The organism is Dactylosporangium salmoneum, from assembly GCF_039532525.1.
In the GTDB taxonomy this organism is placed as follows: domain Bacteria; phylum Actinomycetota; class Actinomycetes; order Mycobacteriales; family Micromonosporaceae; genus Dactylosporangium; species Dactylosporangium salmoneum.
The window spans coordinates 101,933-114,540 of the sequence record NZ_BAAARV010000120.1 but is presented as its reverse complement, the minus strand read 5'-3'; the positions used below and the strand labels follow the sequence as shown (position 1 = coordinate 114,540).

Sequence of the window (12,608 nt, the reverse complement as noted above, 5' to 3'; positions counted from 1 at the left end):
CCGCTATGTGCGCAAAGTCCGTGTCGTTACGCCACGGCCTATCGAACTTGGTGAGATCACCTCAATGGACCGCCGACGCCGATTCCTCGGACGCCTCGACGACAATTGCCCGCATCAACCACCGGCATCGACAGTCGATGACGTCCTCGGCTCCTGCCAGCCGTTCACCGCCTCTGATGGGCGCGCAGCCAGGGGGTACCCACACGCGCCACCGCAGTTGGCGGGCGGGCGGAGGCTCCGCCGCAAAGAGCAGGCGGGCGCGGGCGCGCGGAAGCGGCGCGGCCAGGACAGAGGCAGGAGCGGGAGCAAGGGCGCGAACAGGAACGCGAGCAGGAGCGGGAGCGGAAGAAGAGGCGGGAGCCGGAGCGCGAGCAGGAGCAGGGGCGCGAGCAGGAGCAGGGGCGCGAGCAGGAACGGGAACGGGAGCGCGACCCGCGCGGGGGTGGATCAGGTGGGGTCGGCGGGGCGCATTGGGACGAGTAGGTAGCGCAGCGTGCCGGTCGGGGTGGTCACCTCCGTCGCGCGCAGGGCGGGCTGGAGGTGCAGGTGGACGGTCTCGCCCGGGAAGGTGCGCAGCGCGTCGGACAGGAAGCGGGCCTGGTAGGAGCGTACGGCGCGGCCCGAGCGGACTGCGGCCTTCACTGTCTCCTCCGACTCGCCGCGTAGCGGGTCTGCGGCGCGGACCAGGAGGGCGCCGTCCAGGGTTTCCAGCGTCAGGCGGCCCTGCTGGCCCGCGTAGGCGGTGGCGCGCTCCACGGCGTGGGACAAGGCGTCGGCGTCGACCTCGATTGTGCACTCCGGGGTGACGTCCAGCAGGCGGTCGAACTGGGCGTCGGGGTAGGCGTCGCCCAGGGTCGGGGTGGTCACGCTGCCGCCTGGCCAGGACAGGGCGAAGACGTCCGGGGTGCTGTGCAGGGCGACCTCGTCGGTGCGGGACAGGGTGGGGGCGATGCGGGTCAGCAGGGCGGCCGGGACGAGGGTGTCGAAGGCGACCGCCGGGGCGATGGGGACGGTGGCGGCGGCCAGCCGGTAGCGGTCGGTGGCCAGCAGGGACAGGACGCCGTCGGCGGCGCGCAGGCGGACGCCGGTGAAGATGGGCAGGGCGTGCTCGCGGGAGGCGGCGCCGGCCACCGCGGCGGCGGCGGTGCGCAGGGCGGGGGCCGCGACGCGGGCGGTGGGCGGGGGCAGGTCGGCGAGCGGGGGCCAGGCGTCGGGGAGGGCCGGCAGGGCGAAGCGGGCGCCGGTGACCCGCACGGCCAGGCGGCCGCCCTCCGCGGTCAGGCGGGCCTCCGGGGCATCCAGGCCGGCCAGTGTTTCCGCCAGGCCCCGGCGGGACACCAGGGTCTCGCCGGCGGCGTGCACGTTGGCCGGCACTCGCAGGCGGACGGTGAGCGAGCCGTCGGTGGCCGTCAGCGCCAGCCCGTCGTCCTCCGCGCGCAGCAGGGTCGCGGCGTGGACCGGGTGCGGCGAGCGGCCGGTGAGCAGCCGGACCACGAGCGCGGCGGCATCGGCGAGGAGGCGGATGGGGGCGGTGACGTCGAGGGTCATGGGGGGAACATAGTTGGGGGGTACGACAAAAAATCGGCTCAGGACGCGACGGCCCGGAATGCGCGCAGCCGCAGGCCATCGCCGCACCCGCGAGCATCGGGTTGAGCAGCCCGGCCGCCCGACGACGTTATGGGCGAACGCCCAGAACAGGTTGCCGCGGATGGTGCCGAGCGTCGAGCCGACCAGCCGGATGGCGTCCACGGCGGCGAGGAGACCGGGACGTACCAACGTCAGATCCGCCGCTGAGGGCTCACGTCACGAGTACGGCAACGCCACCAGCGAGAGCACATGGCGGGCCGGACTGCCGGGCGGGGCGGCCAGCACGAGGTCGGTGCCGTGGGCCCGGTGGCGGGCGGCGAGCGTGTGCAGGACCGCGACCCCGGCGCTGGCCAGGTGCGTCACGCCGGCCAGGTCGACGGTCAGCGGCAGGGTGCCGCCGCGCGAGCGGTGCAGCAGGTCGTGCTGCACCCGGTCCGCGCTCCCCGCGTCGATCGGCCCGGCCAGCACCACCCGGCCCGGGTTCCGGGCATCGTCCACGATGGACAGTTCGGGGCCGGCCGCGGGCGCCGGGCGCGGGCGCGGCTCGGGGGCGGACCGGCCCAGCAAGGCGGCCGGGCGGGTCAGGCGGTGGCGCAGGGTGACCACGGTACCGTCGCCGGATCGATCCAGACTGAGGTCGTCCACGAGCTGCGCGGACAGGGCCAGGCCGCGCCCGCGCGGGGAGACCCTCTGCGGCTCCCGCCAGGCGCCCCGGCCGGTGACGGTGACCTCGGCCGCGCCGGCGTCGGTGAGCCGGGCCACGACCCCGACCTGCTCGGCGGGGCCGGAGTGCTCGACCGCGTTGGTCACCAGCTCCCCGACGGCGTGCTGGAGGGCGAACGCGTCCTCGTCGGTGACGCCGAGGGCCTCCAGCCAGGCGCCGAAGGTCTTGCGCAGCGCGCCGAGCCGGGTCAGGTCGGCCGGCACGTCGGCGCGCAGCGGCTCTGGCGGCGCGACCAGCTGGGCGGCCAGCAGCGTGATGTCGTCGCGGTAGCCGCTGGCGCGCACCAGCAGCTCGACGGTCTGCGTGCAGGCCCGCTCGGCCGGAGACGCCTCCGGGGCGTGCAGGGCGCGGCCGGCCACCGCGTCGGCGGCGACCCGGGCCAGGTCGTCCGCGGCCTCCTCGGCGGTGCGGCCGGGGCGCTCGATGATGCCGTCGCTGTAGAGCAGCAGCACGTCGCCGGGCGCCAGCCGCGCGGTCGCGACCGGGAACGCGCCGCCGGTGCCGAGCGGGGCGCCGCCCGAGACGGGCAGGTAGCGTGCCTCGCCCGCGGCCGAGACGACCAGCGGCGGCGGATGGCCGGCGGTGCAGTACGCGAGGTCGCCGGTGGTGACGTCGAGGACGGCCACGCAGGCGGTGGCGGCCCGGGCGGACGGCACGCGGCGGGCCAGGCGGTCGGCGGCGGCGAGGGCGGCGGCCGGGCGGGCCCCGTCGTCGAGCCGGTCCTGCAGCACGGCCCGCAGCTGGCCCATGACCCCGGAGGCGGTGACCCCGTGGCCGACCACGTCGCCGACGACGAGCGCGACGGACCCGCCCGGGCGCGGCACCGCGTCGAACCAGTCGCCGCCCGCGGCCGCGTCCGCCCCGGCCAGCAGGTAGCTGGCGGCCACGCGCACGCCCGGCAGCAGCGGCAGCCCGCGCGGGAGTAGCGCCTGCTGCAGCGCGTCGACGACGTCGCGGGCCTGGCGGTACTGCTGCTGCATGTCGGCGGCGTGCCGCTCGGCCGACAGCCGGGCCAGGACCAGGCCGGTGACGTCGACGCCGCCGCCGATAACGCCGCGGATGCGCCCGTCCGGGTGGCGCCAGGGCGTGATGCTGAAGTCAGCGAAGATCTCCCGCACCGAGCCGTCGGGCAGGGTGATGTGCGCGCGCCAGCGCTCGCCGGTGACGGGTTCGCCGGTGCGGTACACCTGCTGGTATAGCTCGATCCACTGCTGGCCGGCCAGGTCGGCGAGGGCCTCGCCCAGCGGGCGGCCGAGCACGTCGCGCCCCTCGAACAGCGCGCGGGACGCCCCGTTGAGGCCGGCCACGGTCAGCTCCGGGCCCTCGCAGGCGATGAGGATGTAGGGCGCCTGCTCGACGGCTGAGCGGATCGGGTCGGCGTCCATGGGCCCATCCTGTCAGGCGTACCTCAGGCCGCACACCGGGCCGGGGTCTAAGCAGGCACGCTGAAGGCCCGCAGGAACTCCGACGGGCCGCGGCGCCAGGCGCGCAGCGCGCGGTCGGCGAACGTGTCCATGGTGTCGCAGATCTCCTCCAGCGGCTCCAGCAGCGGCAGCGCCTCGGGCCGCTCCAGCCCGGCCGCGACCCGCGCGGTCAGGCCCTGACGGGCCAGGCGGAGCAGTTCCCGGGCCAGGTCCCGGGCGCGGTACGGCCCGATGCTGGCCCGCAGCCCGCGTACCGCGACGTCGTCCGCGGCCCGGTCCAGCGCGGGCGCGGTCAGGTCGCACAGCAGCGCACCCGCCGCCGCCCGGGCCCGCGGGTCGTAGGCGAGGCCGGCCCACACCGCCGTGCCGGCGCCGAACCACGGCCACGGCGGCGCGTCCGACAGCCGCGTCTCCAGCGTGCGGCGGACCCGCACGTGCGGCCAGACCTGGCTCAGGTGCAGCTCCCAGTCGGCCTCCGTGGGGTACGTCCCGTCCCCGAAGCCCTCCTCGACCGCCTGCCGGAACGGGATCCGGGGCGCGGCCACGTGCGAGCCGCCGACCAGCCGGTAGATCATCGGCAGGCGCGCCGCCCACTCGACGAGCTCGTCCACGCCCGCACCGGCGTCCAGGGCGGCGCCGAGCACGCCGCAGCGGCGGGGATCAAACCTGCGCCAGTACTGCATCCGCCGCGACAGCGCCCCGGTGTCCGCACCCGCGGCCACCGGCGAGTTCACGAACAGCGCGGCTACCACGGGCGCGGCCCGCACCAGCAACCGCAGCTTGTCCATGAGGTCGTCCTCGGACACGTAGTCCAGGGTCGTCTGTGCCGACAGGATCAGGCCCATCACCTCGTCGGCGTGGCCACCGTCGGGGCCGAGGTCGCGGAAGTACTCCCGCATGACCCGCACCCGGGGCTTGGGGTTCCACGCGATGCCGTCGGCCGCGGCGAAGGGCACGATCCCGCCCGTCGTCAGCGCGATGCCGTGCACGGCGCCGATGCCCGCCGCGGCCAGGAGGTTGTCGCGCACGTCGGCGACCGCGCCGGCGACGGTGGCGAAGGTGGCGGAGGAGTACTCCAGCGCGCCCCCGGTCTCCAGCGTGAACGTGCCGCCGCCGGGCATCGCGACCCCGACGGTGAACGCGCCGTCCAGCACCGGGATGGCCCCGTGCCCGCGCACCAGCCCGTCGAGCAGCGCGAGGGCCTGCGGGTAGGACGCGTTGCGCAGGTTGTTGCGGCAGACCAGCCCGACCTCGACCTCGAGGCCGACCGCCTCGGCCCGCCCGGGCGGCGCTGCGAAGACGCGGCGCAGGTCGAGGCGCGGCACCGTGTCTGTCTGACCCACTCGGGCCTCCTTTGTTAGGCGCGCCCAAGCCCCCGCCCGCCGCCGGAAGACGCCCATAGTAGCCGAGCCTTCCCCGGAGCGTAATCGTCGCAGAGTACGAACTGCGGCTACCCTTTCCGGGGTGGAAGATCGGCAATATCCCCCGGCCGGCCCGTACGAGATCGGTTCCGACGTCTGGCCGGGACTGGCCAAGCTGGCCGAGGAGGCCGGCGAGCTCATCCAGGTGCTGGCCAAGCTCATCGGCGTCTCCGGCCGCGAGCGCTATTACGACGAGTCCGACCTGCGCAAGCGCCTCATCGAGGAGTGCGGTGACCTGACCGCGGCCATCGCCTTCTTCACCGAGACCAACGGCCTGGGCACCGAGGTCGATGCCCGGGCCCGCCAGAAGCTCGCCACCTTCCGGCACTGGCACGACCTGGGATGACCATTTTTTGTCGTACCCCTCGTGCATGATGCCCGCATGTTGCTCCCCATCCTCTTGCGTTCGTGGGGCCCCGACACGTGCGACCCGTCCGACCTGGCCGACTGGCACCCGGGTAACCCCGCCCGCGGCCAGTGCGGCCCGACCGCCCTGGTCGCGGCCGAGGTCCTGGGCGGCACCCTGGTTCACGGCCGGGTGACCGCCGGCGGCGAACTGGCCGGCCACCACTACTGGAACCGCCTCCCCGACGGCACCGACCTCGACCTGACCCGCGACCAGTTCCGTCCCGGCGAGCTCGTCGTCGGCGCCGAGCGGCTCGCCGTGCCGCAGGGCCCGCCGTCCCGCCTGCGGGGCCAGCACGCCCTGCTGCGCCACCGCGTCCTGACGGCGCTGGGCCGGCTGCCTCCCCCGCCCGCCACCGAGCCGATCCGCCTGGCGCTGGCCCTGCTGGTCGACCCGGCCGGCGCGGTGCTGCTGCGCCGCCGCTCGCCCACGGCCTCGTTCGAGCCGTCCCAGTGGGCCCTCCCCGCCGCGCAGGTTCAGCCCGGCGCCCCGATCGAGGAGGCCGCCCGCCGCGCCCTGGCGGAAGAGGCCGCGGTGGAGTTCACGGACCGGCTGCTCCCGCACTGGCACGGCACCCTGCCCGACGTGACGGGGCGCGCCCCGCACCTGGAGATCACGGTGCTGGCCGGCCGCTACGACCTCGGCGACGCCGGCATCCTCGCCGACGACCTGGCGGCCACCGACCTGGCCCCGACCGCCGCGGTCGCCCTGCAGGGCCTCATCCGCAGCAGCCGCGCCAGCCCCGTACGCGCCGAGACCGCCGGCCGCCGCGCCGGCGCCTGACAACCCACGGCGCCACCTTCCTGGCGCCGGACAATCCGCGGCGCCACCTCCCCGGCGCCCGACAACCCACGGCGCCACCTTCCTGGCGCCCGATAATCCGCGGCGCCACCTCCCCGGCGCCGATCGCTGGCGAGCACCGACGCGGGGCCGGTGCTCGCGGCGCGGCGCCGAGCGGGCACTCCCCGAGCGGGCACTCCCGAGCGGGCACTCCAGAGCGGACACTTGCCAAGCGGGCACGCCCGAACGGGCACTCCAGGGCAGACACTCACCGAGCGGGCACCCCGAGCGGGCACTCCAGAGCGGACACTTGCCAAGCGGGCACCCCGAGCGGGCACTCCAGGGCAGACACTCACCGAGCGGGCACCCCGAGCGGACACTCCCCAAGCGGGCATTCGCCGGGCGGGTTCTCGTCGAGCAGGCGCTCGCCGAGTCGGTGGGAGCTGCGGCCGCCGTGGGCGCGGCTGCCTGCGCACCACCACGACGCCGACACGGTCACGGCCGGCGCCGCAGCCGGGGACAAGCGGACGAAACAGCCAAAGGCCGCAACAAAGGGGCAGCGGCCAGCCGACGCCGCGTCGCTGAGGGGGATCGCAGAGCGGTGGGAGCCGCGGTGGTCGGCGGGGAGCCGACCAGACAGCCGAGGCGCAGCGCGGGGCGGCCCAGGTCGGCGACGCAACCGGCAGTGTTCTCAAGACGGACAAAGGCCGCGTTCCGGGGCTGGCTGACGAGACAGCGTTGTCAATCGCGTCGCGGCGTACGGGGGCGGGGGTGCCTCGGGCGGGACACACTGGGGAGGTGGGGGACTTGCGGTTCGTGGTGCAGCTGCACAGGGCGCGGCGGGTGCACTACGACTTCCGGCTCGAGATGGGCGGGGTGCTCGCCAGCTGGGCGGTGCCGAAGGGGCCCTCGCTCGACCCCAAGGTGCGTCGCGCGGCGTTCCACGTCGAGGACCACCCCATGGAGTACGTGGCGTTCGAGGGGGTCATCCCGGCCGGGACGTACGGGGGCGGGGACGTCATCGTGTGGGACGCGGGAACCTGGGTGCCGTACAAGGACGAGGATCCCGTCGCGGCGGTCGCCGGCGGGGAGCTGCACATCGAGTTGTACGGCGAAAAGCTGCGCGGCAAGTTCGTCATCGTGCGCACCCGCGGGGACGAGTGGCTGCTCATGCACAAGCGTGACGAGCACGCGGTCGAGGGGTTCGATCCGGCTGCCCTGCCGCTGTCGGTCCTCAGTGGACGCTCCAGCGACGAGGTGAAGGCCGATCCCGAGTTCCTGTGGCGATCCGATCTGCCCGCGGCCCGGGCGGCGATCCGGCTGCGCGGGCGCGTGGAGGACCCGCAGGCGCGGGGAGAGGCGCAGGCGCGGGAAGAGGCGCAGGCGCGGGAGGAGGCGCAGGCGCGGGGAGAGGCGCAGGCGCGGGAGGACCAAAAGGCGCGGGAGGACCAAAGGGCGCGGGAGGACCAAAGGGCCCGGGAGGAGGCACTCGCGCAGCTCGACGGGTTCGGGGAGAGCGGCACCTGGCGGGTGTTCGGGCGGGAGCTGCGGATCACCAACCTCGGCAAGGAGCTGTTCCCGGGGCGCGGGCGGGAGGCGCCGGTGACGAAGCGGGAGCTGCTGCGGTACACCTTGGAGATCGCCCCGGCCGTGGTGCCCTATCTGGCCGGGCGGGCGCTCAACCTCCACCGGTATCCGAACGGGGCGGGAACGAAGGGGTTCTGGCAGAAGGCGTTGCCGGGGCACGCGCCCGAGTGGCTGCCGCGGTGGACAGAGCCCTCGTCGGGCAGCGACTACCTCGTGGTGGACGAGCCGGCGGCGCTGGTCTGGGCGGTGAACTTCGGCGGGCTGGAATGGCACCCGTGGACGTCGCGGACCGAGCGGCCGGAGCGCCCCTCGTACGCGCTGGTCGACCTCGATCCCGGGGACGACACCTCGTGGGACGACCTGCTGGTGCTGGCGCGGCTGCACCGCACGGCGTTCGAGCACCTCGGCGTGGCGGCGCGGGCGAAGGTGAGCGGGCGGCGCGGGATCCAGATCTGGGTGCCGATCGCGGAGGGGCCCGGGTTCGACGAGACGCGGGCCTGGGTGGAGCGGCTGTCGCGGTCGGTCGGGGCGGTGGTGCCCGAGCTGGTGAGCTGGGCCTGGGAGAAGGCGGAGCGGGGCGGGCGGGCGCGGCTGGACTTCACCCAGAACGCGGTGAACCGGACGCTGATCGCGCCGTACAGCCCGCGGCCCGCGGCGGGGGCGCCGGTGTCGGCGCCGATCGACTGGGACGAGCTCGACGACCCGGGGCTGCGGCCGGACGGGTTCACGATCCGCACGATCGGCGCGCGGCTGGCCGCGCGCGGCGACCTCTTCGCCGGCGTGCTGGAGCACACGCAGAAGCTGCCGCCGCTGCGGTAGACGGTCAGTCGGGGTCGGTGCGGAGCTTGGCGTGCAGGTGCTCGTCGTGGCGACGGCCGTCGCCGTAGGCGTAGGCCTCGCGCAGCACGCCCTCCAGGGGGAAGCCGGCCGCCTGGGCCACGCGGCACGAGGGCGGGTTGGCCACCGCGTGGGCGAGCTCGATGCGGTGCAGGCCGGCCACGTCGAAGGCGAAGCGGGCGGCCGCGCGCACCGCCCGGCCGGCCACGCCGCGGCCGCGGGCGGCGGGAGTGGTCCAGTAGCCGATGGTGCCGTTGGCGCTGGAGGCGTCGACGCGGATGGAGACCGAGCCGAGCAGCGGGCCGCCGGGGGCCGCCACCGCCCAGGCCAGGCGGATGCCGGTGGACCAGTCGGCGCGCTCGCGGATCCAGGCCAGGGCGTTGGCGTGGGGGTCCTCGTCGTACGCCGGGGGCGGGTTCCACATCCGCAGCGCCGGGTCGGCGAAGGCGGCCGCGACGGTCTCGGCGTCGGCGTCGGCCGGGGCGCGCAGCACGAGGTCGCCGAGGTCGAGGGCTACGGGCACGAGCGGAACGTCGGACACGGCCGGACTGTACGCGAACGGTCCCCGGCCGCAGGGCCGGGGACCGTTCGGGTTGAGTTGGTTCTGTGAGCTACAGAACGTTGTGCGTTACAGGGCGCGACGGCCGCGGCCGCTCAGGCCGGCCACGAGGGCCACACCAACCGCCGCGAGCAGAACCTGGACCAGCAGCTCGCCCCAGTCGACACCCGGCGTGTCGGTGGAGATCCCGATCGCGTTGGCCACGACGGTGCCCAGCAGCGCGGCGATGACACCCACCACCATGGTGACCAGGATCGACATGTGCTGCCGGCCGGGAACCACCAGCCGACCCAGCGCACCGACGATCAGACCGACGATGAGCGCCGTGATGATTCCGGTGACAGTCACTGCTCCTCCTCCATAAGCCTCGTGTTTTCGCTCTGATCCATTGATTCCCCTTGGCCGCGGGAGCCAAACACGGCATCGATCGGGTGGCTCCGCGCCGAAATCGCGGTGTGCCGGACACGGGCTGCCGAGACTGGTGGTACCGGAAGCGAAGCATGCGATCGCACAAGCTCACCGGCAGCCAGGTGACCTCCCCCATTGGCCGCGGGGGTAGGCACAACACGGCGGTATGGCGCCGGCCGCATCCACGGCCCGCGGCCGGCGTCATACCCGGGAATGCACGACCAGCGCGTCGCGGATGTCGGGGCGCAGCAGGTGACCGAACCCGGCCCGGTCCAGTCGCACGACCAGGCCCTGCCGGTCGGTGCCCAGCGCCGCCGCCGTCTCGTCGAGGTTCCACGCGTGCGCGGCCAGCCGGGACAGCAGGTGACCGCGCCTGGCCTGCGCCGCCGAGAGCCGGAACGTCTTGAGGTACGCCACCTCCCCCGACGCCGTCGTGATGCTCTCGCCGATGTGGTTCTCCGCGGCGGGATCGAACGGCGGGAGGAAGCGGGACAGGGTGAAGCGGCCCATGCGGTACACCGGGCGGCTCGGCATGGCCCGCACGGTGAACATGACCTCGTCGTGGAAGGCGGCCCACTCGGCCCGCACCCGGGACAGCTCCGCCCGCAGGTCCGCCACCGAGTGCACCGCGGCGTCGCGCAGGGGCTGGGCGAAGCCGGGCACGGCCGGGTAGAGCTGCGTGTAGAGGTACAGCAGCTCGCCGTAGTAGTCCTGCAGCAGCGTCGGGTGCAGCGCCCGGTAGTCGTCCGGGTGCGGGACGACGAAGACGCTCGCGAGGGTGTCGGCCAGGTAGAGGGCGACGCCGCACTGGCCCGGGTGGATCTCGAAGACGCGCAGGGCGTCGTCCAGGCCGCGCACCTCGGCGCCGCGGTAGGCCTCCTCGACGCGCGGGGAGAGGCCGCGGGTGACGGCGGCGCGGGTCCACTCCTCCCAGGCGATCGGCGGGCCGTCGAACTGCAGGCCGAGGAAGCCCTCCAGGGCCAGGTGCAGCGGCAGGAAGCGCAGCCGGTGGCGGTCCTCGCGGCGGGTCATGCGGCGGCGGAAGCGCAGGCCGGCGACCCGCGGGAGGCCGGGCTCGCGCGGGTCGCACAGCTGGGTGCCGTAGGCGGCCGCGGGGCTGCCGTCCGGGGTCCAGGTCGCCACGAAGGCGTGCGGGATGTAGGAGACGTAGGCCTCGCGCGGGTTCAGCTCCACGATGGACAGTGCGTCCTCGTCGTAGACGCGCCGGTGCAGGCGCAGGTCCGCGATCGGCTCGTCGCGCAGCAGCGGCACGAGCCGGGCCGCGCCCCAGTGCTGGGCGGGGCCGGCGCGCAGGCCGGGGATCACCGCAGGAATCCTTCCACTCGGTCACGCAGGTACCCGGACAGCTCGGCGAAGCTCACCGCGCCGGTGGCGAAGCGGGCCAGCTCGACCAGCGCCGCGATGTCCTCCGCGTCGCGCACGCCGACGCTGGGCACGAAGGGCGAGAGCCGGCGCACGTCGAAGGCCTCGCCGTCGAAGACCGGGTTGAGGTGCACGACCGAGGTGCGCCCGGCCGGGTCGAGCCGCTGCCGCCACACCCGCAGCACCTCGGCGGCCTGCCCGGGCGGGGCGTTGTCCCAGCCGTCGGAGACCACGATGACCCGGTCGGGGCGCTGCTCGAGCGCGTCGAGGAGCCGCTCCCCCAGCGGCGTGGCGCCGGCCGGGTGGACCAGCAGCGGGTCGCCGGTGTGGTTGAGCCAGAGGCCGCGGTACCGCGGGGACAGCGCCTCGAGCAGGTAGTGCGCCGCGAGCGCCACCGCGAGGGGCCGGCGCCGCTTCACCGCCGAGCCCGACGACGAGTAGCTGTCGTCCAGCACGGCCACCACCGGCTCCCAGGTGCCGGCCCGGCGTCCGGCCGCGCGACGGGCGGCGGCCCGTAGCGCATCGGTCAGCTCCTCGCGGCGGCGGGCCCGCTCGGGCCGGGGCAGCGACAGCGCGTAGAGGGCGAGCCGGGTCAGCGGCTGGCGCTCCAGCGCGCCGCCGACCGCCTCGCCGCCCGAGCGCTGCAGCCGCAGCCGCTCCAGCTCGGTGAGCCGGGGCGCGATGGCCCGCAGGAACTGGGCCCGGTCGAGGTCCGGGCGCCGCGTGGAGGCGAGCCCCTCGGCGACCGTGTAGGGCAGGTCGAACAGTGCGTCCTTGTCGTAGTGCGCGCGCCGCCACGACTCCAGGATCGGCGTGGCGTAGCGCTTCGGGCGGCGCCAGTCGAACAGCACGGTGCCGACCTCGGCGGGCAGCCGCAGGTGGGCGTGGCCGGCCGCGGTGGTGAGGCCGCGGCGGTACTTCACGGCGTCGAAGGCCACGTCGGGCCGGGCCGCGACCCAGTCGCGCACGATGGCGCGGGTGCGGCGGTTGTTGATGCCTTCGGCGCGCAGCGCGGCGAACACGCGGTACACCCGCTGCGGCGGAAGCTTGGCCAGCCGGGCGGCGATGAGGCGCCCTTCGAGCCGTCGCTGCTCAAGGGGTACGTCCTGGGCCGACCGCAGCAGGTGCAGCGCGATGGTGGCCGCGTTGAGGTCGTTGATGTCCAGCGCGAGGGTGGACGCGTAGATCTCGCGGTAGTTGACGCGCACGTAGTCGTGGAGGAACTGCAGCGACAGCCGCTGCTGCTCGGCCTCGGTGTGGAACTCGCGCTGCCCGGTGGCGGCGACGGCGGCGTTGACGAACATGACGACGTCCTCGCACGCGGTGAGCTCCGACAGCTCCACGGCACCTTCCCCCTTGGTGAAATGCAAAGGCCGGCCGGGGAGTTCGGCGTGCGAACTGCGAAGCATCGCTTCAGAGGCGGGTTCCGGAAGTCGCGCGTGCAGTCCCGCGACCGGCCGGGTCAGCGTAGCGCCGCCCGGCCGGTCCCCGC

The 12,608-nt window shown here is 75.0% G+C and carries 10 protein-coding genes; 3 read left to right on the top strand and 7 right to left on the bottom strand.

Features of this window, described 5'->3' with window-relative positions:
- Positions 1-447: 447 nt before the first annotated feature.
- The 3 genes from ABD352_RS51485 to ABD352_RS51475 form a co-directional block, all read right to left on the bottom strand.
- Positions 448-1,548 carry a DNA polymerase III subunit beta gene (locus tag ABD352_RS51485; RefSeq protein WP_344620001.1) on the bottom strand — a complete coding sequence of 367 codons (1,101 nt, stop codon included), beginning with the start codon at positions 1,546-1,548 and terminating at the stop codon, positions 448-450.
- 255 nt (positions 1,549-1,803) lie between these two features.
- Positions 1,804-3,696 (bottom strand): SpoIIE family protein phosphatase, encoded by a 1,893-nt coding sequence (locus ABD352_RS51480; protein ID WP_344620000.1) that lies wholly within the window; start codon positions 3,694-3,696, stop codon positions 1,804-1,806.
- A gap of 47 nt (positions 3,697-3,743) precedes the next feature.
- Positions 3,744-5,078: a glutamate-cysteine ligase family protein gene (locus ABD352_RS51475; protein WP_344619999.1), complete on the bottom strand. Its 1,335-nt coding sequence runs from the start codon at positions 5,076-5,078 to the stop codon at positions 3,744-3,746.
- A gap of 121 nt (positions 5,079-5,199) precedes the next feature.
- Here ABD352_RS51475 and ABD352_RS51470 point away from each other — a divergent pair, with 121 nt between their 5' ends.
- The 3 genes from ABD352_RS51470 (at position 5,200) to ABD352_RS51460 (ending at position 8,748) form a co-directional block, all read left to right on the top strand.
- Positions 5,200-5,502: a nucleoside triphosphate pyrophosphohydrolase family protein gene (locus ABD352_RS51470; protein ID WP_344619998.1), complete on the top strand. Its 303-nt coding sequence runs from the start codon at positions 5,200-5,202 to the stop codon at positions 5,500-5,502.
- Positions 5,503-5,538: 36 nt separating this feature from the next.
- Positions 5,539-6,345, top strand: coding sequence for a YunG family protein (locus ABD352_RS51465; protein ID WP_344619997.1), 807 nt, complete (start codon positions 5,539-5,541; stop codon positions 6,343-6,345).
- Between the two features lie 795 nt (positions 6,346-7,140).
- Positions 7,141-8,748: a non-homologous end-joining DNA ligase LigD gene (locus ABD352_RS51460; RefSeq protein ID WP_344619996.1), complete on the top strand. Its 1,608-nt coding sequence runs from the start codon at positions 7,141-7,143 to the stop codon at positions 8,746-8,748.
- Between the two features lie 4 nt (positions 8,749-8,752).
- On the opposite strand, the gene ABD352_RS51455 is transcribed toward ABD352_RS51460, so the two are convergent.
- From ABD352_RS51455 to ABD352_RS51440, 4 genes are all read right to left on the bottom strand, one after another.
- A complete protein-coding gene (locus ABD352_RS51455; RefSeq protein ID WP_344619995.1) occupies positions 8,753-9,307 on the bottom strand; it encodes a GNAT family N-acetyltransferase in 555 nt (184 codons plus the stop codon).
- A gap of 87 nt (positions 9,308-9,394) precedes the next feature.
- Positions 9,395-9,673, bottom strand: a complete 279-nt coding sequence (locus ABD352_RS51450; RefSeq protein ID WP_344619994.1) for a GlsB/YeaQ/YmgE family stress response membrane protein — start codon at positions 9,671-9,673, stop codon at positions 9,395-9,397.
- Between the two features lie 261 nt (positions 9,674-9,934).
- Entirely contained in the window at positions 9,935-11,059 is a 1,125-nt protein-coding gene (locus ABD352_RS51445) for an ARPP-2 domain-containing protein (RefSeq protein WP_344619993.1), read from the bottom strand.
- Positions 11,056-12,459, bottom strand: a complete 1,404-nt coding sequence (locus tag ABD352_RS51440) for a hypothetical protein (protein ID WP_344619992.1) — start codon at positions 12,457-12,459, stop codon at positions 11,056-11,058. Before ABD352_RS51440 ends, ABD352_RS51445 begins: the two co-directional genes overlap by 4 nt.
- Positions 12,460-12,608: the final 149 nt, after the last annotated feature.